This window comes from Pseudomonas sp. S10E 269 (assembly GCF_002798465.1).
In the GTDB taxonomy this organism is placed as follows: domain Bacteria; phylum Pseudomonadota; class Gammaproteobacteria; order Pseudomonadales; family Pseudomonadaceae; genus Aquipseudomonas; species Aquipseudomonas pergaminensis.
This window is the reverse complement of the sequence record NZ_PHIJ01000001.1, coordinates 3,680,614-3,707,606: the sequence shown is the minus strand read 5'-3', so window position 1 is coordinate 3,707,606 and position 26,993 is coordinate 3,680,614. Positions and strand designations below refer to the sequence as shown.

At 61.2% G+C, this 26,993-nt stretch carries 25 protein-coding genes and 2 pseudogenes; 10 read left to right on the top strand and 17 right to left on the bottom strand.

Annotated features, from left to right (window positions below; genetic code table 11):
* Positions 1–6: 6 nt before the first annotated feature.
* The 6 genes from CWC48_RS17235 (at position 7) to CWC48_RS17210 (ending at position 4,879) form a co-directional block, all read left to right on the top strand.
* Complete coding sequence (locus CWC48_RS17235) at positions 7–426, top strand: hypothetical protein (protein ID WP_100492249.1); 420 nt, start codon at positions 7–9, stop codon at positions 424–426.
* Positions 427–879: 453 nt separating this feature from the next.
* On the top strand, positions 880–1,119 hold the full coding sequence (locus tag CWC48_RS17230; RefSeq protein WP_099494327.1) for a DUF6124 family protein: 240 nt from the start codon (positions 880–882) through the stop codon (positions 1,117–1,119).
* 190 nt (positions 1,120–1,309) lie between these two features.
* Positions 1,310–1,942, top strand: coding sequence for a glutathione S-transferase family protein (locus CWC48_RS17225; RefSeq protein WP_078049943.1), 633 nt, complete (start codon positions 1,310–1,312; stop codon positions 1,940–1,942).
* Between the two features lie 15 nt (positions 1,943–1,957).
* Positions 1,958–2,695 (top strand): NAD(P)-dependent oxidoreductase, encoded by a 738-nt coding sequence (locus CWC48_RS17220; protein ID WP_078049944.1) that lies wholly within the window; start codon positions 1,958–1,960, stop codon positions 2,693–2,695.
* A gap of 138 nt (positions 2,696–2,833) precedes the next feature.
* Positions 2,834–4,249: an MFS transporter gene (locus CWC48_RS17215; protein WP_078049945.1), complete on the top strand. Its 1,416-nt coding sequence runs from the start codon at positions 2,834–2,836 to the stop codon at positions 4,247–4,249.
* A 132-nt stretch (positions 4,250–4,381) separates the two neighbouring features.
* Positions 4,382–4,879: a hypothetical protein gene (locus CWC48_RS17210; protein WP_100492248.1), complete on the top strand. Its 498-nt coding sequence runs from the start codon at positions 4,382–4,384 to the stop codon at positions 4,877–4,879.
* Between the two features lie 91 nt (positions 4,880–4,970).
* On the opposite strand, the pseudogene CWC48_RS30905 reads toward CWC48_RS17210, so the two are convergent.
* The 3 genes and pseudogenes from CWC48_RS30905 to CWC48_RS17200 all read right to left on the bottom strand — a co-directional run.
* Positions 4,971–5,396, bottom strand: a pseudogene (locus CWC48_RS30905) (methyl-accepting chemotaxis protein); the annotation flags it as partial.
* A gap of 117 nt (positions 5,397–5,513) precedes the next feature.
* Positions 5,514–6,290, bottom strand: a pseudogene (locus CWC48_RS30900) (PAS domain-containing protein); the annotation flags it as partial.
* Between the two features lie 167 nt (positions 6,291–6,457).
* Positions 6,458–7,327, bottom strand: coding sequence for a LysR family transcriptional regulator (locus CWC48_RS17200; protein ID WP_100492247.1), 870 nt, complete (start codon positions 7,325–7,327; stop codon positions 6,458–6,460).
* 96 nt (positions 7,328–7,423) lie between these two features.
* Here CWC48_RS17200 and gstA point away from each other — a divergent pair, with 96 nt between their 5' ends.
* The gene (gene gstA, locus CWC48_RS17195) at positions 7,424–8,026 is read left to right on the top strand and encodes a glutathione transferase GstA (protein ID WP_028617676.1); all 603 of its coding nucleotides are present in this window, start codon (positions 7,424–7,426) and stop codon (positions 8,024–8,026) included.
* A gap of 76 nt (positions 8,027–8,102) precedes the next feature.
* Here gstA and CWC48_RS17190 read toward each other — a convergent pair whose 3' ends face one another.
* The 9 genes from CWC48_RS17190 to CWC48_RS17150 all read right to left on the bottom strand — a co-directional run bounded on the left by CWC48_RS17190 (position 8,103) and on the right by CWC48_RS17150 (position 18,763).
* Complete coding sequence (locus CWC48_RS17190; RefSeq protein ID WP_100492246.1) at positions 8,103–9,491, bottom strand: aromatic amino acid lyase; 1,389 nt, start codon at positions 9,489–9,491, stop codon at positions 8,103–8,105.
* Positions 9,488–10,492 carry an ornithine cyclodeaminase family protein gene (locus CWC48_RS17185; protein WP_100492245.1) on the bottom strand — a complete coding sequence of 335 codons (1,005 nt, stop codon included), beginning with the start codon at positions 10,490–10,492 and terminating at the stop codon, positions 9,488–9,490. Before CWC48_RS17185 ends, CWC48_RS17190 begins: the two co-directional genes overlap by 4 nt.
* A 2-nt stretch (positions 10,493–10,494) precedes the next feature.
* On the bottom strand, positions 10,495–11,421 hold the full coding sequence (locus tag CWC48_RS17180) for an aliphatic sulfonate ABC transporter substrate-binding protein (protein ID WP_100492244.1): 927 nt from the start codon (positions 11,419–11,421) through the stop codon (positions 10,495–10,497).
* Complete coding sequence (locus tag CWC48_RS17175) at positions 11,421–12,434, bottom strand: ABC transporter substrate-binding protein (RefSeq protein ID WP_100492243.1); 1,014 nt, start codon at positions 12,432–12,434, stop codon at positions 11,421–11,423. Before CWC48_RS17175 ends, CWC48_RS17180 begins: the two co-directional genes overlap by 1 nt.
* 161 nt (positions 12,435–12,595) lie before the next feature.
* On the bottom strand, positions 12,596–15,232 hold the full coding sequence (locus tag CWC48_RS17170) for a TonB-dependent receptor (RefSeq protein WP_100492242.1): 2,637 nt from the start codon (positions 15,230–15,232) through the stop codon (positions 12,596–12,598).
* A 241-nt stretch (positions 15,233–15,473) separates the two neighbouring features.
* Positions 15,474–16,418, bottom strand: a complete 945-nt coding sequence (locus CWC48_RS17165) for a FecR domain-containing protein (RefSeq protein ID WP_100492241.1) — start codon at positions 16,416–16,418, stop codon at positions 15,474–15,476.
* Positions 16,415–16,924, bottom strand: coding sequence for a sigma-70 family RNA polymerase sigma factor (locus CWC48_RS17160; RefSeq protein ID WP_078049955.1), 510 nt, complete (start codon positions 16,922–16,924; stop codon positions 16,415–16,417). The genes CWC48_RS17165 and CWC48_RS17160 overlap by 4 nt, the downstream gene beginning before the upstream one ends.
* 108 nt (positions 16,925–17,032) lie before the next feature.
* Positions 17,033–17,824, bottom strand: a complete 792-nt coding sequence (locus tag CWC48_RS17155) for a phosphate/phosphite/phosphonate ABC transporter substrate-binding protein (RefSeq protein ID WP_100492529.1) — start codon at positions 17,822–17,824, stop codon at positions 17,033–17,035.
* Positions 17,825–17,833: 9 nt separating this feature from the next.
* Positions 17,834–18,763: a fatty acid desaturase gene (locus CWC48_RS17150; protein ID WP_078049957.1), complete on the bottom strand. Its 930-nt coding sequence runs from the start codon at positions 18,761–18,763 to the stop codon at positions 17,834–17,836.
* A 302-nt stretch (positions 18,764–19,065) separates the two neighbouring features.
* On the opposite strand from CWC48_RS17150, the gene CWC48_RS17145 reads away from it, so the two are divergent.
* Together CWC48_RS17145 and CWC48_RS17140 are read left to right on the top strand one after the other, a co-directional pair.
* Positions 19,066–19,503 carry a GNAT family N-acetyltransferase gene (locus CWC48_RS17145; RefSeq protein ID WP_100492240.1) on the top strand — a complete coding sequence of 146 codons (438 nt, stop codon included), beginning with the start codon at positions 19,066–19,068 and terminating at the stop codon, positions 19,501–19,503.
* A gap of 59 nt (positions 19,504–19,562) precedes the next feature.
* Positions 19,563–20,381, top strand: coding sequence for a class I SAM-dependent methyltransferase (locus tag CWC48_RS17140; protein WP_100492239.1), 819 nt, complete (start codon positions 19,563–19,565; stop codon positions 20,379–20,381).
* A gap of 202 nt (positions 20,382–20,583) precedes the next feature.
* On the opposite strand, the gene def is transcribed toward CWC48_RS17140, so the two are convergent.
* The 3 genes from def to CWC48_RS17125 all read right to left on the bottom strand — a co-directional run bounded on the left by def (position 20,584) and on the right by CWC48_RS17125 (position 22,444).
* Positions 20,584–21,123: a peptide deformylase gene (gene def / locus CWC48_RS17135; RefSeq protein WP_028617688.1), complete on the bottom strand. Its 540-nt coding sequence runs from the start codon at positions 21,121–21,123 to the stop codon at positions 20,584–20,586.
* A 3-nt stretch (positions 21,124–21,126) separates the two neighbouring features.
* On the bottom strand, positions 21,127–22,077 hold the full coding sequence (locus CWC48_RS17130; protein ID WP_034108996.1) for a YihY/virulence factor BrkB family protein: 951 nt from the start codon (positions 22,075–22,077) through the stop codon (positions 21,127–21,129).
* Positions 22,078–22,258: 181 nt separating this feature from the next.
* Positions 22,259–22,444, bottom strand: coding sequence for a CsbD family protein (locus tag CWC48_RS17125; protein ID WP_028617689.1), 186 nt, complete (start codon positions 22,442–22,444; stop codon positions 22,259–22,261).
* A 201-nt stretch (positions 22,445–22,645) separates the two neighbouring features.
* Here CWC48_RS17125 and CWC48_RS17120 point away from each other — a divergent pair, with 201 nt between their 5' ends.
* Positions 22,646–23,023, top strand: a complete 378-nt coding sequence (locus tag CWC48_RS17120) for a hypothetical protein (protein WP_078049960.1) — start codon at positions 22,646–22,648, stop codon at positions 23,021–23,023.
* Positions 23,024–23,138: 115 nt separating this feature from the next.
* Here the strand turns inward: CWC48_RS17120 and fadD1 are convergent, their stop codons facing one another.
* Positions 23,139–24,830, bottom strand: coding sequence for a long-chain-fatty-acid--CoA ligase FadD1 (fadD1, locus tag CWC48_RS17115; RefSeq protein WP_078049961.1), 1,692 nt, complete (start codon positions 24,828–24,830; stop codon positions 23,139–23,141).
* 399 nt (positions 24,831–25,229) lie between these two features.
* Positions 25,230–26,918 (bottom strand): long-chain-fatty-acid--CoA ligase FadD2, encoded by a 1,689-nt coding sequence (gene fadD2, locus CWC48_RS17110; RefSeq protein WP_078049962.1) that lies wholly within the window; start codon positions 26,916–26,918, stop codon positions 25,230–25,232.
* Positions 26,919–26,993 lie beyond the last annotated feature (75 nt).

Below are 26,993 nucleotides of genomic sequence, written 5' to 3'. Positions count from 1 at the left end.
TCACTCATGAAGTTTTATACAAGTAACGAAAACGACCCCTTTTCAAAAGGGAGTTTCAACATAACAAAATCGCCAAACGGTCCATTTATCGCCGACCACGTCAGAATGTATAAAGACGACGGATACCTCATTGTCGCAGGGGACAAAATACTTGACAGTGGTGAACGCGCAGGAGTAAGTCTATTCTTTCTTGATATAGAAGGAACATTCAAGGGCAACTTTGGCGGCCCTGATGAAACACCATGGGGTTACTACAAAATAGGCAACTGGTTGCACTCTGCTCAGCGCGGAGAAACAACACACACCTACCTCGACAAGCCTGAACATGTAACTGGCAAATTTAGTTTCATCATAAGCATCAGCGGTACAGAACATGAGTGTGAAGGCGATTTCAACGTACAAGGGCTTATAAATCCCTTCCCCTAATTCACTCCCTTTTACAACTCACTGCTTTCCGGCTCTATATTAGAAAGTTAGAGCCGGACCCTCTTCAGAGAGGCGTTAGCCCTCGCCCAGCAACCTCAGGATCTCGCGAACCAAGAACAGTTTCAGTATCGTCGAATCAGCTGAAGGTAAAGTTATCTGCTAAACCATAAGTTTATTCATCCCCCCTATTGACACAATGGGCATAAAACTCTCGCAAACCGTAAAGCCGGTAGTGGACATAGGGTTTGAGTTGCAGGTGCGGGAGAGCACGTAGGACGCCTGTAGGACGCGACTGACATTGCGGTAAGCGCCTTGCCCGGTTGCCTACGCTTACGTCAGAATCCGCCGGCTTGTGCGCCTAGGTGGGGGGCTCTAATGTTTGCCGGTCGCTGAATGTCTCGGTGATCGGGTTTAGTAGCCCACTTTTGGACCTCCTAAACCAGGAGCACTGCTTTGATCAAACAAATCGAAAATCCGCCAAGCACGCTGTTCACCGTCATCCCCGATATCCCGATCGAAACCCTGCTGATCAATAGCTACGAAACCGTGTGTTCCGTCAGTACCCTGTTGCTCGACCTGTCCGACGACCTCACCGGCAAGCAACGCGATGTCGCGCTGGCCATTCACCAACTCAGTGAGCTGAGCGTGCTGTTGGTGGGCAAGGCGATGGACCAGCACACGCCACGCTGTTAAGGCCCTACTCGGTCAAAATGTGGGAGCGGGCTTGCTCGCGAATGAGGTCTGTCAGCACCAAATAAGCTGGCTGGTCTACCGCATTCGCGAGCAAGCCCGCTCCCACAGTTTTTACTGTGCCAACTTGGAAATATCGCCGTAGCCGCCTGCCCCTGCTAGATTGGCTGCTCTCCACCGCCAGGGAAGCACCATGGGACACTCACTGAAAATCTTGGGCCGCACGTCCTCCATCAACGTGCGCAAAGTACTCTGGACCTGCCAGGCACTGGGCATCGACTACCAGCGCGAAGACTGGGGCATCGGCTTCAAGCCCACCCAGTCCGCCGAATTCCTGGCCTTGAACCCCAACGCCCAGATCCCCGTGCTGATTGACGACCACGGCGTGCTGTGGGAGTCCAACACCATTTGTCGCTACCTCGTAAACCTGTACCAGCGTCATGACCTGCTGCCCGCCGAGCCGGCACCCCGTGCCCGGGTCGAGCAATGGATTGACTGGCAAGCCATCGAACTCAACCGCGCCTGGGGCGACGCCTTCACCGCCCTTGTGCGCAACAACCCGGACGGCCTGGACGCAACGCAGATTGCCGCCGCCGTACAGCGCTGGAATGACAGCATGGGCATTCTTGAACAACAGCTGACAAAGACAGGTGCCTACGTGGCCGGCGACGAATTCACCCTCGCCGATATCCTTATCGGCCTCTCGGTGCACCGCTGGCAGATGACGCCCATGGAGCGCCCGCCCTACCCCGCCATTGCGGCTTACTATCAACGCCTCGGCCAACACGCCGGGTTCAAGACCTTCGCCCTCGACGGCCATCACTAACCACAAGGACTACACGTGAAAGGACTCAACGTACTGCTCACCGGCGCCTGCGGCAGAATCGGCAAGACGTTTTTCGAGGCCTCGCAAGACCGCTACCGCTTCACCCTCACCGACCGCGTCACGCCGGACTTCGACCTGGGCGAGCACCGCTTCGTCCACGCCGACCTCAGCGATCGATCCAGCCTGGCGGCATTGCTCGAAGGCATCGACGTGATCGTGCACCTGTCGGGCATCCCCCACGCCAGCGCGTCATTCGACGAACTGCTGCCCAACAACATCCTCGCCACCACCTACCTGTTCGAAGCTGCCGTGGCCGCTGGCGTGAAACGCCTGGTGTTCGCCAGCAGCGCGCAAACTATCGAAGGGTACTCGGTGGACCGCCAAATCACGCCTGGCATGCCCGTGATGCCCGCCAACCTGTATGGCGTGAGCAAATGCTACGGCGAGGCGCTGTGCGGCTACTACGCGGCAAAAACGCTGTTGTCGACCATTGCCCTGCGTATCGGCGCCTTCGAATTCCGCGAAACCCACGACCTCAACAACACCCGCGACCTCAGCGCCTGGCTCAGCCCGCGTGATGCGGTGCAGTTGCTGCAACGCTCGGTAGAAGCCGAGGGCGTCAAGCACCTGATCGCCCATGGCATTTCCAACAACCGCTTCAAACGCCTGGACCTCAGCGAAACCACGCGGGTGCTGGGCTACCAACCGGTGGACGACGCATTCCAGACGTTCGACATACCCATCACCTTCTGAGCGCGCGCCATAAAACCCTGAAACATAACGCCGGCGCGCAATAAATCAGCGAATCGGCGTGTCAACGGGCGCAACTTCACACGCGCAGATTTCCGTTAGCACGCTAAGATTCCAGGTCACTGCCCCTGGAATATGCCCATGTCCACACTCAACGCCCGCGCCACCGACGGCATCGACCCCCTCCGCGCCGCCCACATCAGCGCGCGCATCGACCGCCTGCCAGCCGTCGCCACTGTGTGGCGTCTGGTGGCGCTGCTGTCGATTGGCGGTTTTTTCGAGCTGTATGACCTGTTCCAAACCGCCTACATCAGCCCCGGCCTGATCAGCGACGGGATTTTCCACACCGGCAGCCAGGGCGTGTTTGGCTTCTCGGACCAGGCCGCCTTTGCCTCGGCGACCTTCCTGGGGCTGTTCCTCGGCGCCAGCCTGCTCAGCCCCATCGCCGACCGCTTCGGGCGCCGGGCGATCTTCACCTTTGCGTTGATCTGGTACACCGTCGCCACCGTGTTAATGGGCATCCAGACCTCGGCGCTGGGCATCATTTGCATGCGCTTTTTGGTGGGCATCGGGCTGGGTATCGAACTGGTAACCATCGACGCCTACCTCTCGGAACTGGTGCCCAAGCGCATGCGCAGTTCGGCGTTTGCCTTCGCATTTTTTATCCAGTTTTTGTCGGTGCCGGCGGTGGCATTGATGTCGTGGTGGCTGGTGCCCCAGGCGCCGTTCGGCGTGTCAGGCTGGCGCTGGGTAGTGCTGAGCAGTGCGGTATTTGCACTGTTTATCTGGCAACTGCGCAAACGCCTGCCGGAATCCCCGCGCTGGCTGGCGCAGAAAGGCCGCTTTGAGGAAGCCGGCACGATCATGGACAATCTGGAGGCGCGCTGCCAGAAAGATCACGGCAAACCGCTGGATGAGCCCGAGCCCGAAGCCGTCAGCGTGCAGGGCAGCGGCCGCTTTGCCGATATCTGGCAACCACCGTACCGCCGCCGCGCGTTGATGCTCATCGTGTTCCATGTGTTCCAGGCCATCGGCTTCTTCGGCTTCGGCAACTGGTTGCCCGCGTTGCTGTCAGGCCAAGGCGTGAGCGTGACCCACAGTTTGCTCTACGCCTTTATCATCACCCTCGCCTACCCCTTGGGGCCGCTGCTGTTCGTGAAGGTGGCCAACCGCTTTGAAAACAAATGGCAGATCGTCGGTTCGGCCCTGGGCGCGATGATCTTCGGCAGCCTGTTCGCCCTGCAAACCACGGCGGTGGGGCTGGTGATTTGCGGCGTGATGATCACCTTCTGCAATGCCTGGCTGAGCTTCAGCTATCACTCGTACCAGAGCGAACTGTTCCCCACCAACATCCGGGCGCGGGCGGTGGGCTTCTGCTACTCGTTCAGCCGCTTGTCCACGGTGTTCAGCAGCCTGCTGATCGGCTTTATCCTCGAACACCTGGGCACGCCGGGCGTGTTGGCGTTCATTGCCAGCAGCATGTTGATCGTGATGATCACCATCAGTTGGTTCGGGCCGCGTACGCGAAACCTGGCGTTGGAAAATATCGCCCATTGACGGCAACGGTTGGCCGCCGGCGGGACAACACTTGCCGCGTCGGCCACCGCCCCCCAGTAAAACCGGGCACTTCACACCCGGCACACTATTTGCTCCACCTGTGGCACCGAACATTTCCCCAGGTGACCGATCATGCTGGTTAACAACAACACCCAAGCCGTTTCGACTGTTCAACAGATCAAGCGACCCGACATGGATCCCGCCAACGCCGCCGCCAGCGCGCTGTACAGCGGTGCCCTGCAAGCCGCGCAGCAAAGCGTGACCGTGCCCGCCGCGCAGAAGGAACTGGACAAGGCCGCCGACCGCATCGACGAAGCCTTTGCCAAGACCCGCGTGCAGCTGCAGACCAGCGCGTCGACCAGCGATGGGCCGGCGACCAGCGCCGCTTCCGGTGCACGCTCGGAGTTCACCGACTATATGAGCAAATCCCCGGCCGAGCGCATCCGTGACCAACTGCTCAAGGAGCAGGGTTTGACCGAGGCGGATTTGCAGAACATGTCGAAGGAAAAGCAGGATGCCTTCTCCAAGCAAGTGGCCGAGCGCTTGAAGCAACAGCAAGAACAGCAGGTAGCCGCCAAAACCGCTGACCCGCAGGCCCAGACAGTCAAAGAAACCCTGGCCGCAATCTAACAGCCCCCCAAGTCACTGTAGGAGCCGGCTTGCCGGCGATAGCGTCCTCAAGATCGCCATCGCCGGCAAGCCGGTTCCTACAGGGTTTGGGTTATTGCAGTTGTAACGTCGAGTTGAACTGACCGATCGCATCCACCACATGCCGTGACCCCTCCTGAATTTCCAGGATCACCTGCCCCGCTTCATTCGCCAATTCCACCCCCAGCCCCGTGCGGCTCAAGCTCGATTGCATGCTCGACACCGCGCTCAGCGACAGGTCGTGGTTTTTGCGCACCACATCGACAATTTCCACCGTCGCCTGGCTCGTCCGTGCGGCCAGGCTGCGCACCTCGTCTGCCACCACTGCAAAACCGCGCCCGTGTTCGCCCGCCCGCGCCGCTTCAATCGCGGCGTTGAGCGCGAGCATATTGGTCTGCTCGGCGATGCTGCGGATGGTCTGCACGATGGCGCCAATGATGTCCGATTGCTTGCTGACTGCGTCGATACTCACGGCGGCCTGGTTCAAATCGTGGGAAATTTCTTCGATGATCTGCACGGTTTGCTGCACCACCTCCGACCCCTTGCGGGCGCAGGCGTCGTTTTGTACCGAGGTGGCATGGGCTGAGTCGGCGGCGTTACGCAGGGTGGTGACCTGGTCGGTGATGTCGCTGGCGAACTTCACCACTTTGTACAGGCGGCCATTGGTGTCGAAGATCGGGTTGTAGGAGGCTTCCAGGAACAGGGTCTTGCCGTATTTGTTTTTGCGCTCGAAGCGGTGCGAGTGGTATTCGCCACGATTGAGCGACGCCCAGAACGCCTTGTAGGCCGGCGATTCCACTTCATTGCGGTGGCAGAACATGCTGTGGTGCTGGCCGACGATTTCATCCAAGGAATACTGCACGGTCTTCAGGAAGTTTTCGTTGGCGTTGATGATCTGGCCCTGCGGGGTGAACTCGATCACTGCCATGGAGCGGCCAATGGCATCGATCAGGCTCTGGTTTTCATGTTCGTGGTGGACCCGCGCCGTGATGTCCGACGCGACTTTGATCACGCTCTGCACGTGATTGTCTTTGTCCAGCACCGGCATGTAGCTGGCCTCCAGCCAGACTTCCTGGCCATGCTTGTTCAAGCGCATGAAGGTGCCACTGAGGGCCTGGCCTCGCGCCAGGTCGCGCCATAGCTTGGCGTAGGCATCGGTGTGGGTGTAGGGCTCGTCGCAAAAGAGGCGGTGATGTTTACCGCGTATTTCCTCGACGCTATAGCCCATGGTTTTGCAGAAGTTGTCGTTGGCGTCGAGGATCACGCCACTGGGGTCGAACTCGATCATGGCCATGGAACGGCTGATAGCGGCGAGTTTGGCGTTGGATTCGGTGAGTGCGCAGGAAAAACGTTCGATTTGTTGCAGGTCGGATTTGTGATGGCGGTTGAACATGGTCAGATCACCCTTGATTCCCGGCGCCCGTAAGGCGCATTCCATTCTTTTGTTGGCTATTGCTGGCACACCTTCATGGGGAAATAACCATCCAAATCGCTTTATATGCCAAGCGTCATCAACGGTTCCGGGTGAGCATAGACAGGGCTTGGCGCTATGCAAGGCCACTAGTCAGCCAGCATTTTTAACAATGCGAGGGCCGCGGCTGACAGCGGGCGATCCGACGAGCCGACCAAGGCAAATTCGCGGTGCAGCGGCACATCCAACGCCATCACGCGCAGGCCCTTGCGCTGGGACGGCAAGGCCATTTCCGGCACCAGTGTGACGCCGACGCCCTCACGCACCAGGCTGAAGGCACTGTTCCATTCACGCACCTCAACGCGTACATCGCGCAGGGTCAGCCCGGCGGCGGCGCCCAGGCTGCGGGCATTAGCGGTACAGCCACCAGTAGCCAGCACGAAAGGCTGCTCAAGCAATTCCTCAAGCGACACCGTGGCATCGGCGGGGCGTTGCGCCAGCGCGTGCTCCACTGGCAGCACGGCCATCCACAAGTCACGGCCCAACACCGTCGCATTGCGCTCGGGCGTGGGGTTGAGCACCACGCCCAAGTCGATAAGGCCGGTGTCGAGCAGGGTGAGCACTTCGTTGTCAGTGACATCCAAGGTGGTGACGTCGATACCGGGATAGAGCTGCGCAAAACGCTGCAATGCGGGTGTCAGAAATGTCGCCAGCACCATGGGGAAACTGGCGATGCGAATCGTCCCACGCAACATGGGCCTGGCTTCGTCCACGGTGCTACGAATCGCCTGCAACGCCCCAAGCATGACTCGCGCCTGCTCGATCACACTCAAGCCCAGGGCGGTGGGCAAGGTCTTGCGCGGTTCGCGGGTAAACAGCTGCGCGCCCAGGGTCGCTTCCATACCGGCCATCGCCTGGCTGGCGGCGGATTGGGTCATGCCCACGCGCTCGGCGGCGGCGGTGATGCTGCCGTGATCGGCCACGGCCACCAGCAAGCGCCAGTGCATCAGGTTCATCATGGCAGTAGCTGTCCTTATGGCAGGGGTCTGAACGTTTAATTTTACGCACGGTGCCACGCCCGCGAGACTGGCGCAAATTCAACGGAGCTGCCCCAGATGAAACTGTATTTCTTCCCCCACGCCTGTTCTCTCGCACCGCATATCGTGCTGCGCGAATTGGCGCTGCCGTTCGACCTGGTCTTGGTGGATAACCAAGCCAAGACCACCGCCGACGGCGAAGACTTCCTGCAGATCAACCCCAAGGGCTACGTCGCGGCGCTGAAACTGGACAACGGCCAGGTGCTGACCGAAGCCAGCGCGATCCTGCAATACCTGGCCGACCTGAAACCCGCCGCAGGCCTGGCGCCGGCTAATGGCAGCTGGGAACGCGTACGCCTGCAGGAGTGGCTGAACTTCATTGCCACCGAGATTCATGGCGGCTTGGCCGTGTTCTTCAACGGCGCGATCCAGGGCGAGGTGAAAGCGGCATTCCAGGCCACGCTGTTCAAGCGTTTCACGGTGCTGGTGCAGACGCTGGAGCGCCAGGATTACCTGTTGGGTGCGCAGTACTCGGTGGCAGATGCCTACCTGTTTGTGGTGCTGCGCTGGGCGGCGTTTCACGCGATTGATTTGGATAAGTGGCCGGCGCTGGCGGCGTTTCAGCAGCGGGTGGGTGAGCGGCCGGCGGTGATTGCGGCATTGGCCGCCGAGAATCCATAAGGCAAACGCTGCCCCTGTAGGAGCCGGCTTGCCGGCGATGTCGTCCTCACGGGCCCTATCGCCGGCAAGCCGGCTCCTACAGAGGGAATGGGGTGGATTCGAGGAAGGTGACCAGTGCCAGTACATCCACCGAGCCTGAGCGGTCTTCATCAAGATGAGCCACCTGGCTGCGCACGGCTTGATGGACCAGCCGCACACCTTGCCCCAGCCGCAGCGCCCCCCTTAAATCCACCGCCTGCGCGGCGACGATCAACTCGATACTGGCCAGCCACAGCACCCGCTCGGTCAAGCGACGAGTCTTGTCGACCACCGCCATGGCCTGGCCCGCATAGTCTTCAACACGGTCCGCCACCGGCACGCTGACCGCCGGCAGCGGATTAGCCAGGTGCCCGATTTCCGCGACCAACGCCGAACTGGTGCGCTGCAAGGCGGCCATGCCGACATGACCCGGCTGGGTGATCAGGAAGCGCGGCAGATCGCTGGAAGCCGGCGACAGTAGCTTGGCAATGCGTTCAGCGCTGCACGCGGCGACACGGGTAAGCGCCAGGCCCAACCCTTCAGTGGCCAGCGCCAAGTGGGTGCTGTCGAAATTCGCCGTGGCCAACACAAGCGACGCTTCGCTGATCAACGCCGGGTTATCCGCACCGCTGCGCAGCTCCAATTCAACCAATTCATGCAGGTCGTGCAGCGCCTGCTGCGCCGCACCCTGGACCACCGTGGCACAGCGAAAGCTCAAGGGGTCTTGCAGGCGACGCGGGCTGTCGGCCAGCTCGCCGCCCGCCAGCAACTGCAACAATGCCGCCGACTGTTCGGTTTGCCCAGGTGCCGGCCGCAGGCGTGAAGCCCATGGCTGGAACGGACTGAGGTTGGCCCGGTAGCCTTCACACGACAACGCCAGCGCCGCCAGCAAAACCTCCAAGGCCCGCTGCGCCTCAGCCACCAGCAACGCGCCCAGCCCGACACTGGCGGCATTCGCAGAGACCAGCGCCAAGCCATCTTTGCCGGTCAGCGGCACTGACAACGCGAGACTCAGGTGCGCCAGTGGCGCCAGGTCGCTCTCGCCCAAAGAGCCGAGCAACGGTACATCGGGCTCGACGCCGGAATTGAGCAACGCTAGCAGTGCATCCGCCGCCCCCGGAGAAATACCCGAACGCCCCTGAGCCAATCCGGCCAGCCGCGCAGCCGTGATCGCGCGCAGTTCCTGGCGATTGGCAAGGCGCCCGACCCCCACCGCACGACCCAACGGAATACTCGCCTGCACGGGTGCCACCGCCGTATCCACCGCTGCACCGAGGCCGGTATTTACCCCATAAATTGGCGTGCCTTCAACCGCCAGCTTCACCAACAACTGGTGGCCTTCTTCAATACGCTGACGGGCCTGCGCAGAGAAATCCGCCGGTACGTCCTGGCGGGCAATCGCCAGCAAATCGGCGAGGCTCAAGCCTTCGGGATCGAAGTGAATCATGCCCAGCGCAACCGCTGGCCAATCCCCAGGCGCCCGGCTTTTTCCAGCAGCGCATGGCCCAACGCGATATCACTGAGGCTCAGGCCGCGGTGCCAGAACAGGATGGTTTCCTCGGGGGTTTCACGGCCGCTTTTCAAGCCGGCAACGATCTGGCCCAACTCGGCGTGCAGGGTCTCGGCGCTGAGTTTGCCGGCGTCGACATGCGCGCGCAGCGAACCGAACAGGCCGCCCTTGCACTGGCCCCAATCGTCCACCACCCGCTTGCTCATGATGTCGGTGAGCGACAGTTCCACCGCGCTCATGGTGCCGTAGGGCACCACAAAGGCACCGGGCTTGATCCACTCAGTGCGCAGCAAGGGCTCGGGCTGATCCAGGCGCGAGGCTTCGACCACGATGTCGGCGCCACGCACGGCGGACTCCCAATCCTCGGTGACGATCACCGGTTTGCCCAGGTCCTGGCGCAAGCGTTCGGCGAAGGCTTCGCGGCTTTCACTGCGACGTGAGTGCACGCGGATTTCGTCGAAGTCGAACAGGTGGTCGAGCAGGCGCACGTTCCAGTACGCCGTGCCACGCGCGCCGATGTGCGCCAGCACTTTGCTGTCGGGCCGGGCCAGGTATTTGGCGCCGATGGCAGTGATGGCGCCGGTGCGCATATCAGTGATCGCCGAGGCGTCGAGGATGGCCTTGGGAATGCCGGTGGCCGGGTCCAGCAGGTTGAGGATCGCCAGTTCCGAGGGCAGGCCCTTGCGGTAGTTGTCGACAAAATCCCCCACCACCTTGACCCCGGCGTAACCGATATCGCCACCCAACACACCGCGCAATACGTTGAAGTGACCGTTGATCCCGCCGCCGGGAATCAGGTGGGTACGCGGCTCGATCACCGCCTCGCCACGCCCCTGGATCGCCAGGCTCGCTTCGATGGCGCTGAGGATTTCGTCATTGGTAAGCCCCAGTTCGTCGATATCGAGGCCGTTGAGAAAATCGATGTAGATCGGTTGCATGGTCATGGCGCCTTGAAGACAGCTTGCTGTACATCGACCTTTTTCGGGATCAGGCCGTTGGCAAAGAACAGGTCGGCGGTGTGTTGCTGGGTGGCGATGTCGGCGGCTTGCAGCGGACGAATCGGCGTGGAGGAACGGTGCGAGAAGTAGCTTTTGACCACCGCCGGTGGCAGGCCCAGGGTCTTGGCCATCAGCGCGATGCTCTCGTCAGGCTGGTCCAGGGACAGACGCTGCGCCTTGGCCAATGTCTGGATGATCGCGCCAATGGACTGCGGATACTGCTTGGCAAACGGGCTGCTGACCACGAAGAAACTGCCCGCCGGGTTGAGGCCCTGGCCATCGCCCAGCACGCGGGCGGAACCGTCGACCACGGCCGCGGAGTAGTACGGGTCCCACACCACCCACGCGTCGACTTTGCCTTGCTCAAAAGCGGCACGCCCGTCGGATGGCGACAGGTACACCACATTCACGTCTTTCCATTGCAAACCGGCGCGCAACAGGCTTTTAAGGAACAGGTTGTGGGCGCTGGAGCCCTTGAGCAGCGCCACGCGCTTGCCCTTGAGTTCCGCCACGCTCTGTACGCGGCTGGCTTTTGGCACCAACACCGCTTCGGTCTTGCCCTCGTTGGGTTCTACGGCGAAATACTGCAAGTCGATGCCAGCGGCCTGGGCGAAGATCGGCGGGATATCACCGATATTGCCGATGTCCAGGCTGCCACCGTTCAGCGCTTCGATCAGCGGCGGGCCGCCGAGGAATTCGATCCACTGCACCTGGGTGCCGGGCAACGCTTCCTCGAAGAGTTTGTGCTCACGGGCCAATACCATGCTCACCGAGCTTTTCTGGTAACCGATGCGTAACGTGGCAGGTTCGGCCGCCAGCACCAGACCGGCGACCAGCGAAAGTACCGCAGCAGCGAAGATTTTAAGCATCAGAGCGCTCCTTTGACCTTGGTCGCCACATCGATCGGCACCCATTGCTGCCAGACGTCTGGATGGTCCTTGAGGAACGCTTCAGCGACCTGGCGCGGCGGTGTACGTTTCTCGCTCATTTCGCCGAGGATGCCATTGAGCAGATCAATCGGCAGGTCGACTTTTTCAAACACGCTGACCAGTTGCGGGTACTGCGCCTTGAACGGTGCCGACACACCAATCGCCAGCCGCGCCGGCATCGAGCGGGTGCCGATGGGGTTGGGGTTTTTCGCGTCCGACAGGGTCTTCCAGGCTTCGGCGTTGAAGGGCGGTTCTTCCAGCTTGACCAGCTTGAAGCGACCCAGCAGCGGCGTCGGCGACCAATAGTAGAACAGCACCGGCTTGCCACGACGGATCGACGACGCCACTTCGGCATCCAACGCCGCGCCGGAGCCGGTGCGGAAGTTGACGAAGCTGTCGGTGAGTTTGTACGCCTTTAGCTTCTGGCTGTTGACGATCTCCGACGTCCAGCCCGTTGGGCTGTTGAGGAAGCGTCCACGGCTCGGGTCTTCGGGGTCGCGGAACACGTCCTTGTAGCGCGGCAGGTCGGCCACCGACTTCAAGTCCGGCGCCAGGGGTTTGATACCGCGCGCGGCATCGCCCTTGATCACGAACTCCGGCACCCACCAGCCTTCGGTGGCGCCTTTGACCGTGTCGCCCAGGCCAAACACTTTGCCTTCGTTTTCCGCCTTGACCCATGCCGGACTGCGCCCAGCCCACTCTTCACCGATCACCTGGATATCGTCCTTGGCCAGGGCGGCTTCCAGGCTCACGGTGCTGCCGGGCAAGGTGTCGGTGGGCAGGCCGTAGCCTTTCTCGACAATCAGGCGCAGTACCTCGGTGATCAAGCTGCCGCTTTCCCAGGTGATGTCACCGAAGTGGATGGGCTTGACGGTTTCGGCGGCGGTTGTGGGTTGCGCTAAAACGGCCAGTGCCAGCAGTGAGCCACCGAGCAGTGTTTTAAGTCTTTTCATGCAGAACCTCGTGGTGAATCATTTTCTAGAACACAGAAGATTCAGTGTGGGAGCGGGCTTGCTCGCGAATGCGGTGGGTCAGCGATGCATGAGCTAGCTGACCCACCGCATTCGCGGGCAAGCCCGCTCCCACAGTCGATCTCTGCGGTATTCAAGATCGGTTAAAAGTCATAACTGAGCCGCGTGTAGTAAAACGCCCCCTCCGGCGCCGACGGCGACAGGTAGCTGTATTGCTGGCCTGGGGTCTGGCGCAGGCGGGTGTTGAAGTCATCGGGTTTGCTGTCGAACAGGTTGTTGGCGCCGACCGACAACCGCAGTTGCTTGGTGAACGCGTAGTTCACGTCCAGGTCGGTGTTCCATTGCGCCGCGAAGGTCTGGTCGTACTGGGCGTTGGCTTCGCTGGCGGCGTATTTGCGGTACTCGCCGTAGCGGGTTTCGCTGAGGGCGATGGTCCACGCACCGATGCGGTGGGTCGCGCCGAGCACTAGCTTGTCTTCGGGGTAACCGTGTTCCAGGAAGCCACGGGCTTCGCGGGTGAGGATGTCGAAGCCGTTGGGGTTTTCGTGGACCTTCTCGATCGTGGTGCGTGCCTTGGTGTAGCCGGCCGACAGACTCAACGCGCCGTACTGCGCCAGGTCCAGGTTGTACTTGCCGACGATGTCGACGCCACGGGTGCGGGTGTTGGCCGCGTTGGTCATGAACTGCGCCCAGGTGTACTGGCCAAACCCGGCTTGCTGCAGGATCTGCTCGGCGCGCGGCCCGGAAATGCCGCCGCTGTAGAGCAGGCGATCACGAATCGAGATCTGGTAGGCGTCGATGGTCAGCGAGGCGTTTTCAATCGGGCGCAGCACCAGGCCCAGGGAGTAGTTGGTGGATTTTTCCGGTTTGAGCGGCTCCGCACCCAGCGCACGGGCGGCCGGGTTGTCGGCGGGCAACATGCGCGTCAGCACCGGGTTGCCGTTGATGTCGACGTTGGTGGTGGTGGTCCACGACGTGCCGATCTGCCCCAGGGTCGGCGCGCGGAACGAGTTGTTCACCGTGGCGCGCAAGCCCACCTGCGGCGTGAAGTCATAGCGCGCCGACAGCTTGCCGGTGGTGGCCGATCCAAAGTCCGAATAGTGCTCGGTACGCCCGGCCAGGCCGACCTGGAATTTGTCAGTGAGCTGGTGCTCAAGACCAAAGTAAACGCCGCCGACATCACGCTTGTAGGTGCCGGCGTCGTCTGGCGTGAGACCGGAGGCTTGCACCGCGCCGACCTGTACACCATTGATGCCACCAAAGGAGTAGGACTCGTAGTCGCCCTGCTCCAGCCGATACTGCTCATGCCGGTAGGCAATGCCCGCCGAGACGGTCAGCGGATGGCTTGACCAGTTGACGTCCAAATCCTTGGCGTAATCCAGGCCGATGTTGGTCTGGTCGTTGATCAGGGTGGCCACGTCGAATTTGGTCGGGCTGTTCAGGCCGTAGCTCGGGTTGACCGTGTTGAAGGCCAGCTCATCGTGCTTGTCGCGACCGTAGGTGGCACTGAGGTCGAAGCGCCCGAGGGTGTCGTCTTCATAGCGGGTGCCGACGGTGAGCGCGCCATCCTCATAACGGTAGCGGTATTTGGGAATGGTGCCGTTGGGGTAGATGCCCTGCACGTTGTTCGGGTTATTCGCCAGCAGCGGTGGCGTGTTGTTCACCGACTTGTCCTGGCCGAAGGTGGCGAAACTGTAGAGGCGCCACTGGTCACTCAGGCCAATTTCGGCGTTGGCCGCCAGGTTGAATTTATCGCGCCCTGCACCGCCCCAGCGTGGGTCTTGCAACTGGCCGTCGGCGACGTATTTATCGCCAATGTCGGTGGGTTTGTTGTTGAGGGTGTTGAAGCTCAGGGTGAGAAAGCCATCCCCCGGCAAACCCAAGCCGTACCAGCCGTCGGTGGTTTTGCTGAAGCCATCGCCCTGGGCATATTTGCCCAGTTGAGTGTTGACCTGGCCGCCGCTGTCACGCTCCTTGAGCACGATGTTGACCACGCCCGCCACCGCATCCGAGCCGTATTGCGCCGAGGCACCGTCGCGCAGCACTTCGACGTGGTCGATGCTGCTGATGGGGATCATGTCCAGGTCCACCGGCTGCGCGCCAATGAACGGCACGCCACCGGAGATGTTCACCACCGCCGAGGCATGGCGGCGCTTGCCGTTGATCAGCACCAGCGTCTGGTCCGGCGCCAGGCCACGCAGGGACGCGCCCTTGGGGTTTTGGCCACGGGTGGCGCTCTGGTTCTGCGGAAAGTTGAACGACGGCAGCAGTTGGAACAGCGCCTGGTTGAGGCTGGTGGCGCCGGTTTGCTTGAGTTCTTCAGCGTTGATGACGTCTACCGGGGCGGCGCTGGTCAGGGCCGTGGCGTCACTGCGCCGGGTGCCGATGGCGACCACGCGGTCCAGGGTCGGCGCTTGCGCTGCGCTGGTTTGTGCCTTGACGTTGCTGGTCGCGTTTTTGCTCGCGCCTTCCTTGATGATAAACGCACCGTCTGGGCTGACCTGGACCTGCAGGCCGGTGCCCTTGAGCGCGGCGTCCACTGCCTGTTGCGCCGACAGCGAACCGTCCACGCTGGCCGAGGAATAGTTACCCAGTTGCGGGGTGAACGAGATCACCTGGCCACTTTGCCGACTGATGTTGAGCAGCACTTCATCCAGCGGGCCAGGGGCGATGTGATAGACCTGGCGTGCTTCTTCGGCACCGGCGGCAAACGAGAAAAACAGACTGGCCAACGGCACCAGGGCAAAGGTTCGAAGCGGCACACGGTTGAACTGATTCACTTTGGCTCCCCCCAAGGAAACACGAGAACGCTGCTCCCCGCAGCGCTTACGGGAGTGATGTGGGCCAGCGGGGGGAAAACTTGCAGATCGTTTGGTTATGTCCTTAGAACCCACACAGGCATAGCCTCCTCGCTTTATGTGGGAGCTGGCTTGCCTGCGATGACGTCGGCTCGGTTGGACTGACAGACCGAGCCGCCCGTATCGCAGGCAAGCCAGCTCCCACAGGGACCGAGTGAATCGGCTATACCGCACTGACAGTCACCCACAAACCGGTGCGACGGGTGATGTGGATCGGCAAGGTGCGCGCCAGGGTGTCGAGGATTTGCCGGGGGTTGTCCAGGCGGTAGAGGCCGCTGACGCGCAGGCCGGCCACTGACGGGTCCAGGCGCAGCACGCCGTTGTGGTAGGGCCGCAGCGCGTCGATGACTTCAGCCAGCGGCCGGTCGCGCACTTGCAGGAAGCCATCGACCCAGGCCGTGGCACCGGAGGCACTGGCCTGTACCGGGCCGAACCCGGCACGGTCGTAATGCACCTCATGGCCGGCGGCGAGTTGCAGGCGCTCGCCGTTCTGGCCATCGATGTCCACCGCGCCGTTGAGGGCGACGACCTGGCCCTGCCCTTCCCGCTCGCGCACCAGGAAACGGTTGCCGTAGGCGCGCAGGCGGGCCTGCTCGGTCTGGATCAGGAATGGCCGGATGCGGTCGCTGGCGACCTTGGCCAGTAACTCGCCTTCGCGCAGGCGAACCAGGCGCCGTTGCGGGTCGAACTGAATATCGGCCGCGCTTTGCGCGTTGAGCAACAACTCGCTGCCATCGTCCAGCGTCACCGTGCGGCGCTCCCCGGTGCCAGTGCGGATATCTGCCGTGAGTTCCGTCAATGGCAAGCCCAGCGGTTTGGCCAGCAAGGCTGCGCCGACGGCCACACCGGCACCGGCCAACGCGACCTGCAACACCTGGCGTCGACTGGACGGCGCCTCCAGCGCCTGCTGCAACACCTGGCCACTCACGCCTTGCGCCTGGGGTACCTGGAACACACCCAGGCGGGTTTCCAACTGTCGGCACAGTGCGTCATGCCGTGGGTCGGCGGCGCGCCATTGTTCATACTGCTGCCGGTCGCCCGCCGTGGCCTGGCCGGAACGCAACAGCACGTACCAGCGCGTGGTGCTGTCGATCAGTTCGTCGTTCATTCCAGACACAGCCGCAGGCAACGGTTGAAGGCGCGGGTCATGTAGTCGCTGACCGAACGCTGGGAAATTCCCAGCTCGGCAGCGATTTGCGGGTAGGTCAGGCCATTGAGCTGGGACAGCAAAAAGGTCGCCTTGACCTTGGCTGGCAAACCGTCGAGCAGCTGGTCGATGGCTTGCAGGGCCTCCAGCATTTGCGCCAGCTCTTCCGGCGACGGCGCGCTGCTGGTCTCGTCGTTGTCGAGCGCATCAAGGTAGGCGCGCTCCAGATCACGGCGGCGCCACAGTTGATACATCAGGCGCTGGGCAATCGTGGTGAGCAGCGCACGGGGCTGGCGGATGGGCACGACACCCGGCGCACTCAGGAGCTGGACAAAGGTGTCGGCAGCGATGTCTTCAGCGTGCGCGCGGGAATCGAGATGGCGGTGCAAACGGCTGCACAGCCAGTCGTAATGACTGCGGAACAGTCCGCCCACGTAATCGCTGTGAGAAGTGTCGGCGCCGGACATAGTGGCTCCATCTGAGTAGGTTGCGCGTTATGTCCGGTGTTCCGGTGGAGCGATCCTAGCAAGGCTGCTTATTCTTTAATAATATTTAAAAGGTATTTTTATATAACCTTATTGAAGTATCGAATAACCCACGCTGACAGCCTGTTGTTGGTAGTTCAACAGCACGTGGTAGTCGTCTTCCCGGGCGGGCAGCACCTCTTGCAAGCCGAGTGTCTCGGCCACCTGTGGTAAATCCCGCAATGCCTGGTTCATTGCCTGACGAACCTGATCCGCCTGCTCATCGCTTAAGCCCAGGGCGCCGATATAGGGCAAGGTCGGGCTCGGTGCGCTGCGGGTCACAATGCGCAGCCCCGCCACTTCCTGCGGCGCGAAACGGGCCAGGTAGGCGTAGGTGACGCTGTCGATGGCGGCAAGGTCGGCGCGGTTTTCGCGCAGCCACCGCAGGCTCTCGCGGTGAGCGCCGCTGATGCCGACGCTGGCGAAGAAACGCCCGTCGCGCTGCAAAGGGGCCAGGCGCTCGCGCAGCAGGTTCATGCCGCTGTTGGAGTCGTGGCCGTTGATCACCCCTCGGCTGTTGTAGAAGTCCGCCAGGGTTTGATGCGGGTTGTCGTCGCGGGTCAGCAGCACGCTGCAATGTTCTCCATCGCTGCTGTGGGGCAGCTCATAGCGCGGGCGACCGATCACGCGGACCTGGCCGCGCAATTGGGTTATCAGCGGATAGCCGCAGGTTTGAGTCAGCAGTAACTCAGGTGCGCGCCACAGGGCGTGCAGGTCGAGGTGATCGGCGTTGAGGCGGCGCAGCCCAAGATGTTCGAGGATGCGCGTCAGCCATTGCTGGTTGGCCTGCTGGATCGGCTCGGGCGCGACATACATCAGCAGCTCGGCGTAGTGGTCACTCATGGTCATCTCTCACGCAAAAGGGTGCCGGGGGCTGTCGATGGCCTTGAGGCCGTGGCGGCTGATCAACTGGCCGTAGCCTTGCACCAGGAAGCCACCGCTGCGCGCCACCCATTGCTCACGTCGGGCGCGGTAGACCGTCGGCAGCAAGTACCAGGGCAGTTTCGGCAAGTCGTGGTGCACCAGATGCAGGTTGTTGTTGAGGAACAGCCAGGTCCACGGCCAGGACGCTTCGTTGAGCACCGTGCGTTGCTCCGGCTGCGGGTGCGGGCGGTGTTCATAGTAGGAACGGATCGAGGCCAGGGACAAGGCCGGCACGCTGACCAGCAGCAGGTAATGCCACACCGACAGCGCACTGTAGTGGGCGATGAAACCCAGCATCAGCACAGTGACGGCCCCGTGGACCAGCCACATCGGCCACACCTGGGGCAGGCGTTGCAACTCATGGCGGGCCAAACGGCCAATTGCCAAGGGCGCCGCCAGCAGGAAGCGGCCGAGCACGGTCTTGGTCAGCCAATGCACGCCACGCTCGAACAGCGAGCTGGTGTCCCATTGCTGCTGGTTGAGGTAGCGGCTTTCCGGGTCGATGCCCGGCAGGGTCAAGTCTTCGTCGTTGTGGTGCAGCAGGTGGCTGTCGCGGTACAGCGTGTAGGGGTACCACACGGCGAAGGGGGCGTAGCCGAGGATTTTATTCAGCAGCGGCGAACGGGTGGGATGGCCATGCAGCAGTTCATGTTGCACCGACAGCCACAGCGTCACGAGCGGGATCAGCAACAGGCTGCTCAACCACGGGCCCAGCCAGTGGCTGGCGAGGATCACGGCGAACCAGCCGGTGTACACGCCGATCAACAACAGCCAGGTCGGCCATTCGGTTCTGGCGGTGAAGGTGGTGGCCAGGGCTTCGATTTCCCGGCGTTGGGTCGGATCAAGGTAGTTGGCCATCGGCAGCTCAGAGCAGGTGTTTCCTGCTCTGTGCAATGAGGCGCGAAAATCTTGCAGATCGTTTGGTTCTAAGCTTGTAACTCAGTGACCGAACAGGCCTGTCTCGGTTTTCTTGGCTTTCTTGTCGGCGCGTTTTTCATCCGCGGTCTTTGCCGGTTTTTTCTTCGCGGCTTTCTTTGAATCCATACCTTTGGCCATGATGCATGCTCCACTGACAGGGGATGTAGCACTGGGTATACCACCTATTGCCCGGCAGAAGGCGCTTATAATCTCCGGCCCTTGATAACGCTTGCCTGAACACCATGCCCGAATTGCACATCGAACCCTTGGCAGAGCCGCTGTGGCCGCTGCTGAACAAGTTTTACCGCAGCCACAATTCCCCGATGAAGGCGCTCAAGGGCGGGCGTTTGTGGGTGGCGCGCGACGCTGAGATTGTCGCCGGGTTGTGCCTCACGCCGGTGGTTGGCGGGCAGTTCCTGACCGGGGTGTTCGTTGACCCCGCCTATCGGGGCCAGGGGTTGGCGGCGCGGGTGATCGAGGCGGCGGTGGCCGAGGTGGAAGGAACGGTGTGGTTGCTGTGTCACCCGGACCTGGAACGGCTGTATCAACCCATGGGCTTCACGCAGGACACACCGCTGCCGCAGTCCCTCAGCGAACGACTGGTGCGCTACAGGCGCAACAAACCGATGATCGCGATGGGCTTAGATCGTTTGGTGAGGTCGACCGCAGATAATGTGTGATCAGCGCCTGCAGGGCCCATGCTAGCCTCAGCGGCACAGTGGCCCTTTACAGGATGATCATGAAAACGACGCTTGCAGCTCTCTCCCTCACCGCCCTGCTCGTCCCGGTCTTGAGCCAGGCAGCCGACGCAGCCATCACCGCCGAGCAGTACCAGAGCGTACTCGCCGGTAGTTGGCGCGACCCTGCCAACAGCGCCCGCGACGGTTATCGCCATCCGCAACAGACGCTGGAATTCTTTGGCCTGGGCGCCAAGCAGACGGTGATCGAGATCACCCCCGGTGGCGGCTGGTATAGCGAAGTGCTGGCGCCGCTGCTCAAGGATCATGGGCACTACATCGCCGCGGTGCAGGCGGCGAGCAGCAGCGCCTATGCGCGCACGTCCGAAGAGAACCTGAAGAAGAAATTCGCCGCCGACCCCGCGCGCTACGGCAAGGCCTCGGTGGTCGAGTTCGACCCCAAGGCCCCGGTGTTCGGCAAACCCGCGTCGGCGGATGCAGTGCTGACGTTCCGCAATGTGCATAACTGGGTCGAGGCAGGTACTGCGCCGGCCACGTTCAGCGCGTTCTACAAGGTACTGAAACCGGGCGGCGTGCTGGGCGTGGAAGATCACCGGGCCAAGGATGGGGCGGATCTGCAGGCGATCAAGGACAGCGGTTACCTGACCACCGCGCAGGTGGTGAAGCTGGCGTCCGATGCCGGGTTCAAGCTGGCGGGACAGAGCGAGGTGAACGCCAACCCGAAGGACACCAAGGACTACCCGGCTGGCGTGTGGACGTTGCCGCCGACGCTGAGATTGGGCGAGCAGGATAAGGCGAAGTATGTGGCGATCGGGGAGTCGGACCGGATGACGTTGCGGTTCGTTAAACCGACCCGATAACAATTATTGAAGTATCGGTTTTCTGTGGTGAGCGGGCTTGTCCCGCGCTGGGCTGCGAAGCAGACCCAAACCTTTCACCGCAGTGCGCCTGACGCGCCGCGGTGGCTTGGATAGGGCCGCTTCGCAGCCCAGCGCGGGGCAAGCCCGCTCACCACAACAAGCCCGATCACCACAACGAGCAGCCTCACATTCAGATGCAGGATCAATCGTCGGCAGTGGGATCCAAGTCCGGGAACATCACTTCGATAAAGCCGAACTTGCTGAAGTCGGTGATCCGCGACGGGTACAACCGGCCGATCAGGTGATCGCATTCATGCTGCACCACCCGCGCATGGAAACCATCTGCAAAGCGCACGATGGGCTCACCCTTGGGATCAAAGCCTTCGTAGCGAATCTGCTGGTAACGGTCCACCGCGCCACGCAGGCCGGGTACGGACAGGCAGCCTTCGTAGCCCTCTTCCAGCACCGGGCTCAGCGGAGTGATCAGCGGGTTGATCAGGATCGTCTGCGGCACGGGCGGCGCGTCCGGGTAGCGTTCGCTGGCTTCGAAACCGAAGATCACCAATTGCAGGTCGACACCAATCTGCGGCGCGGCCAGGCCGACTCCGCCCACGTGTTCCATGGTCTGGAACATGTCATCGATCAATTGCCACAGTTCGGGGCTGTCGAACATTTCCGGCGGAACCGGAGGCGCGATACGCAGCAGGCGCTCGTCGCCCATTTTCAGGATTTCACGGATCATCGATCAGACTTCATCAGTAGTGGGCTTGGAGTGGTCCCGGCCAAGGCCTGAGACATGCTGTTTTTCATCGGTATGGCCAGGCTCTTCGAACTCTTTTTCGCCCGGGTCCTTGCCCTCGGCGGACATGTGTTCGATCACCGCGTTCATCTCCGCCCCAAGCAACAGCACGGCAGCGGAAATATAGAAATACAAGAGCAGCACGATGATCGCGCCGATACTGCCATACATGGCGTTGTAGTCGGCAAAGGTTTTGACGTAGTAGCCAAAGCCCAGGGAGGCAACGATCCACACCACCACCGCCAGCACCGAGCCAGGGGTGATAAAGCGGAATTTCTGCTCGACGTCCGGCATCACGTAGTACATGAGGGCCACGGCGAACATCAGCAAAATCACGATCAACGGCCAGCGCAAAATGGTCCACAAGGTGACCACGAATTCCTGCATGCCGATCTGCCCGGCCAGCCATTCCATCACCTGCGGCCCGAGCACCATCAGCGCGGCGGCGGCCAGCAGCATGCCGGCGATGCCAACGGTGTAGAAAATCGACAGTGGGAAGCGCTTCCAGATGGGACGGCCTTCAACCACGTCGTAGGCCGCGTTCATCGCGCTCATCATCAAGCGCACACCGGCCGACGCTGTCCACAGCGCGATCACGATACCCACCGACAGCAGGCCACCCTTGGATTGCTGCAACTGGTCGATCACCGGGTTGACCTGCTCCAGGGCCTGGGGCGGCAACACCAGTTCCGATTGCATGCGCAGCCACGTGAAGAAGTCCGGCAGGTGCAGGAAACCGATCAGGGCAATCAGGAACAGCAGGAAGGGGAACAGCGAGAACAGCATCTGGTAGGCCAGTGCCGAAGCATAGGTAGGCATTTCGTCATCGACGAATTCCTTGACGGTGCGCACCAGCACTTTGTGCAGCTTGAGACCATCGAGAACCGGAAAAATCATAGCGTCTCCTTTCGCCGCAAAAAGGTTGAGTTCGTGGGCGACTCAGGGGCCGTTTTCTACATCAAGGTAGCCTATTTGGCGACCTTGAAACAATTTCGAAACTTTAACCGCATCAGGTGACACAAAAACGGCCATCCGTAGATGGCCGTCGGGCTGCGTGTAACCAGCCAGCGATTCAGTGTTATTTGGTCGCTTTTTTGACCGCGTCCTTGGTGTCGCCTACCGCTTTTTGCACTTCGCCTTTCTTTTCCTGGACCACACCTTCAGCGCGCAGTTTGTCGTTGCCGGTGACTTTACCGACACCTTGCTTGATATTGCCGACCGCCTCGTTTGCCACGCCTTTAACCTTGTCAGATGTGCTGCTCATGGTATTTCTCCGAAAGAACAATCAAGGGTTTTGGGTCATTACCTAAAGATTGACCCGAGGCCGTTCAGCAGAGTTTCAATTATTTTTGCCCACGCATTTCATCGCCGGCCGCAGGTTTGGCTTTATGTTTTGCCGCCAACCCCTGAGAATGCCCGGCACATTCAGGCTCACACGCTGAATAACAGATCCCGTAGGAAGGTTATGAAACTCAATAAAGCACAGGCCATCGCCCGCCGAAACACCGAACTGGGCGGTGCCGTACTCGGCGTCAACAACTGCCACTTCACCGACCTGGACCGCAAGCGCAACATCTGGTGGTTTGACCTGCCGGTGGGCCGTATTGCCGTGGGCCAGTACGAGTGGATCCACCTGTTGATGCACAACGCCGAGACCGACCAGTTGCTGCACTTGAAGGTGCCAACCGTGTTCCTGCGCGAGAAGCTCGAAGGCCTGGTGGTGCGCAATGCGGGCAAGCGCAAGCCGGAGATTACGCTGGAGCTGAGTGCGGACAAGGATTCGTTCTTGAAGGATGTGCGTCCGGCGGGTGCTGGCGTTGGATTCGCGCAGTTCGCCCTATAAAAAACGCGGTTCAAAATGTGAGAGGGGGCTTGGTCCCGATGACGGTGTGTCAGCTACAGATTGCTGACTGATACACCGCCATCGGGGGCAAGCCCCCTCCCACATTGGTATAGCGTTACTTTTTAAGACCGAGCTTCTTCAACTCTTCGTCGCGCAACTCACGGCGCAGGATCTTGCCCACGTTGGTAGTCGGCAACGCATCGCGGAATTCCACGGCCTTGGGCACCTTGTAGGCGGTGACGTTGGCGCGCATGTGCTCCATCACCTGGTCCTTGGTCAGGGTCGCGCCCGGCTTGACCACGATAAACAGCTTGATGTGTTCCCCGGACTTCTCGTCCGGCACACCGATGGCCGCGCACTGCAGCACGCCCGGCAGGCCTGCCAGCACGTCTTCCAGCTCGTTGGGGTACACGTTGAAGCCCGAGACCAGGATCATGTCTTTCTTGCGGTCGACAATGCGCATGTAGCCGTCGGGCTGGATGATCGCGATGTCACCGGTCTTGAGCCAGCCTTCGCTGTCGAGCATTTCGTCGGTGGCGTCCTGGCGCTGCCAATAGCCTTTCATCACCTGCGGGCCCTTGACGCACAGTTCGCCGGTTTCGCCCAGCGCCAGTTCGGTGCCGTCGTCGGCAATGACTTTGCACACGGTGGACGGTACCGGGATGCCGATGGTACCGATCTGGATATGCTGGATCGGGTTCACAGTGGCCACCGGGCTGGTTTCGGTCATGCCGTAGCCTTCGCAGATGCCACACCCAGTCACGGCCTTCCAGCGCTCAGCCGCTGCCAATTGCAGGGCCATGCCGCCGGACAGGGTGACTTTCAGCGCGGAGAAGTCCAGCTTGCGGAACGCCTCGTTGTTGCACAGCGCCACGAACAGGGTGTTCAGGCCGACAAAGCCGCTGAACTTCCACTTCGACAGTTCCTTGACCATCGCCGGCAGGTCGCGCGGGTTGCTGATCAGGATGTTGTGGTTGCCGATCAGCATCATCGCCATGCAATGAAAGGTGAACGCATAGATGTGGTACAGCGGCAGCGGCGTGATCAGGATCTCGCAACCTTCATTGAGGTTGGAGCCCATGAGCGCCTTGCATTGCAGCATGTTGGCGACCAGGTTGCGGTGGGTGAGCATGGCGCCCTTCGCCACGCCAGTGGTGCCGCCGGTGTATTGCAGCACCGCCACATCACTGCTGGCCGGGCTCGCGTCGCTGACCGGTTGACCATGCCCCTTGGCCAGCACGTCGTTGAACTTGATCGCCTTGGGCAAGTGATACGCCGGGACCATTTTCTTCACGTACTTGATGACGCTGTTGATCAGCAGACGCTTGAGCGGCGGCAACAGGTCGGCGACTTCGGTGACGATCACATGCTTGACGGCGGTCTTGGGCACGACCTTTTCCGCCAGGTGCGCCATGTTGGCCAGGCACACCAGCGCCTTGGCGCCGGAGTCGTTGAATTGGTGTTCCATTTCCCGCGCGGTGTACAGCGGGTTGGTATTGACCACGATCAGGCCGGCACGGATGGCACCGAACACCGCGACCGGGTACTGGAGGACGTTGGGCAGTTGCACGGCGATGCGATCGCCAGGCTGCAGGTCGGTATGTTGTTGCAGGTAGGCGGCGAAGGCGCCGGACAATTCGTACAGCTCACCGTAGGTGATGGTCTTGCCCAGGTTGCTGAAAGCCGGTTTGTTGGCGAAGCGCTGGCAGGACTGCTTCAGTACCGCCTGAATATTTGGATACTCGTCTGGATTGATTTCTGCAGCAATCCCGGCGGGGTACTTATCCTTCCAAAAGTCTTCGTTCATGGAAGCCCACTCCTCAGCGACGTCAGCGACGCGAATTCATCATCGCATTTGATGCGATTATTATTGGTGTATGTTTTTTTAGGTGAATCTGGCGCTTTCAAGCAGGCCGAGACGTCACAAAGCGCGCCGAGAGTAGCAGCTTTGCCAAGGGCCGCCTAGAGCCAAAGGAGGGCCCTGCGGTCATAATCACGACTGTCCTACAATAATTGGTCACGCTTTAAACATTGCTGAAATATGCCCTGGAAAGGCTCTGGAATGGGGTATTCAGACCAACACAAGACAAATGTGGGAGCGGGCTTGCTCGCGAATGCGGAGTGTCAGTCAACAGATAGGCTGGCTGATACACCGCATTCGCGAGCAAGCCCGCTCCCACATTTTTGATGGCATTCCAATTCACGGTCAGGCGATGTCGCGCAGCTCCCGGCGCAAGATCTTGCCCACGGGCGTCATCGGCAACGACTCGCGCAACACGATATGTTTGGGCACCTTGTACCCGGTGAAGTTGGTCTTGCAGTACGCCTTCAACTCCTCAAGACTCACCCCTTGCGCACGCGCCACCACAAACAGCTTCACCGCCTCCCCGGTGCGATCATCCGGCACGCCGATCACCGCGCAATTGGCCACGGCCGGGTGCGCCATCACCACGTCTTCGATCTCGTTGGGGTATACGTTGAAGCCCGAAACAATGATCAGGTCTTTCTTGCGGTCGACAATGCGCACAAAACCATCGTCATCGATCACCGCGATGTCGCCTGTCTTGAGCCAGCCCTCGGCGTCCAGCGCTTCGGCCGTGGCGGCCGGTTGCTGCCAGTAGCCCTTCATCACCTGCGGGCCCTTGATGCACAGTTCGCCGCGCTCGCCCAATGGCAGCTCGGCGCCATGGTCATCAATCACCTTCATCGCCGTCGCCGGTACGGGAATGCCCACGGTGCCCAGGCGAGATTTGTTGCCGTAGGGGTTGGTGCTGGCCACTGGGGAGGTTTCCGTCAGGCCGTAGCCTTCGCCAATCGCGCAGCCGGTGATCTGCTCCCAACGCTCGGCCGTGGCCTTGATCAGCGCGGTGCCGCCGGAGTTGGTGAGCTTGAGGTGGGAGAAGTCCAGGGACTTGAAGTCCGGGTGGTCCATCAAGGCCACGAACAGCGTGTTAAGCCCCAGCAGCCCGGTAAAACGCCACTTCTTCAGCTCCTTGATAAAGCCGCCGATGTCCCGTGGGTTGGTGATCAGTACGTTGTGGTTGCCGGACACCATCATGCACATGCAATTCGCGGTGAAGGCATAGATGTGGTACAGCGGCAGTGGCGCGATCATCACCTCCTGCCCTTCCTTGATCAGCGGGTGGCCGTCATCGCCGGTCTGGGACATGCATGCACGCACCTGCTGCATGTTCGCCACCAGGTTGCCGTGGGTGAGCATCGCACCCTTGGCCAAGCCGGTGGTGCCGCCGGTGTATTGCAGCACGGCGATATCGTCCAGGGTCACCGGGTGACGCGTGACGCCCAGGCCCGCGCCCATGTGCAAGGCGCGCTTGAACGACACGGCGCGCGGCAGGCTGTAGGCCGGGACCATCTTTTTGACTTTGTCGACCAGGGTGTTGACCAGCCAGCCTTTGGCGGCAGGCATGAAGTCACCCATCTTGGCTTCGATCAGGTAGTCGATCTCGGTGTCGCTGCACACCTCCTGCACCCGCGAACCAAACAGGTTGAGGTAGACCAGCGCACGCACGCCGGCGTCCTTGAACTGGTGGCGCATTTCGCGCGGGGTGTACAGCGGGTTGGTGTTGACCACGATCAACCCGGCGCGCAAGGCACCGAACACGGCAATCGGGTAATGCAGCACGTTGGGCATCTGCACGGCGATGCGGTCGCCGGGCTTGAGGTCGGTGTGCTGTTGCAGGTAGCCGGCGAAGGCCGCGCTTTGGCGCTCCAGCTCGGCATAGGTGAGGGTGATGCCCATGTTGCTGAATGCCGGACGGTCGGCAAAGGCCTTGCAGGAACGTTCGAAGACTTCGATCACCGACTTGTAGGCAGAGAGGTCGATGTCATTGGGAACGCCCGCCGCGCGTTTGTCATTCCAGAAATCAGGTTGCATTATTCTTGTCCTCTTACCTGAGTGTGTCCGGCCGCTGCAGGTGTAAAACCTCTACACCGATAAAAAGCGGAGCTT

Coding starts and splice junctions, on each gene's coding strand:
- CWC48_RS17225 (WP_078049943.1), top strand. CDS start 1,310: ATGGGACACTCACTGAAAATCTTGGGCCGCACGTCCTCCATCAACGTG.
- CWC48_RS17190 (WP_100492246.1), bottom strand. CDS start 9,491: ATGATTCACTTCGATCCCGAAGGCTTGAGCCTCGCCGATTTGCTGGCG.
- CWC48_RS17120 (WP_078049960.1), top strand. CDS start 22,646: ATGAAACTCAATAAAGCACAGGCCATCGCCCGCCGAAACACCGAACTG.
- CWC48_RS17165 (WP_100492241.1), bottom strand. CDS start 16,418: ATGAACGACGAACTGATCGACAGCACCACGCGCTGGTACGTGCTGTTG.
- CWC48_RS17210 (WP_100492248.1), top strand. CDS start 4,382: ATGCTGGTTAACAACAACACCCAAGCCGTTTCGACTGTTCAACAGATC.
- CWC48_RS17180 (WP_100492244.1), bottom strand. CDS start 11,421: ATGCTTAAAATCTTCGCTGCTGCGGTACTTTCGCTGGTCGCCGGTCTG.
- CWC48_RS17130 (WP_034108996.1), bottom strand. CDS start 22,077: ATGATTTTTCCGGTTCTCGATGGTCTCAAGCTGCACAAAGTGCTGGTG.
- fadD1 (WP_078049961.1), bottom strand. CDS start 24,830: ATGAACGAAGACTTTTGGAAGGATAAGTACCCCGCCGGGATTGCTGCA.
- CWC48_RS17155 (WP_100492529.1), bottom strand. CDS start 17,824: ATGAGTGACCACTACGCCGAGCTGCTGATGTATGTCGCGCCCGAGCCG.
- CWC48_RS17175 (WP_100492243.1), bottom strand. CDS start 12,434: ATGAAAAGACTTAAAACACTGCTCGGTGGCTCACTGCTGGCACTGGCC.
- CWC48_RS17235 (WP_100492249.1), top strand. CDS start 7: ATGAAGTTTTATACAAGTAACGAAAACGACCCCTTTTCAAAAGGGAGT.
- CWC48_RS17185 (WP_100492245.1), bottom strand. CDS start 10,492: ATGCAACCGATCTACATCGATTTTCTCAACGGCCTCGATATCGACGAA.
- CWC48_RS17160 (WP_078049955.1), bottom strand. CDS start 16,924: ATGTCCGGCGCCGACACTTCTCACAGCGATTACGTGGGCGGACTGTTC.
- CWC48_RS17140 (WP_100492239.1), top strand. CDS start 19,563: ATGAAAACGACGCTTGCAGCTCTCTCCCTCACCGCCCTGCTCGTCCCG.
- fadD2 (WP_078049962.1), bottom strand. CDS start 26,918: ATGCAACCTGATTTCTGGAATGACAAACGCGCGGCGGGCGTTCCCAAT.
- CWC48_RS17125 (WP_028617689.1), bottom strand. CDS start 22,444: ATGAGCAGCACATCTGACAAGGTTAAAGGCGTGGCAAACGAGGCGGTC.
- CWC48_RS17150 (WP_078049957.1), bottom strand. CDS start 18,763: ATGGCCAACTACCTTGATCCGACCCAACGCCGGGAAATCGAAGCCCTG.
- def (WP_028617688.1), bottom strand. CDS start 21,123: ATGATCCGTGAAATCCTGAAAATGGGCGACGAGCGCCTGCTGCGTATC.
- CWC48_RS17215 (WP_078049945.1), top strand. CDS start 2,834: ATGTCCACACTCAACGCCCGCGCCACCGACGGCATCGACCCCCTCCGC.
- CWC48_RS17145 (WP_100492240.1), top strand. CDS start 19,066: ATGCCCGAATTGCACATCGAACCCTTGGCAGAGCCGCTGTGGCCGCTG.
- gstA (WP_028617676.1), top strand. CDS start 7,424: ATGAAACTGTATTTCTTCCCCCACGCCTGTTCTCTCGCACCGCATATC.
- CWC48_RS17200 (WP_100492247.1), bottom strand. CDS start 7,327: ATGATGAACCTGATGCACTGGCGCTTGCTGGTGGCCGTGGCCGATCAC.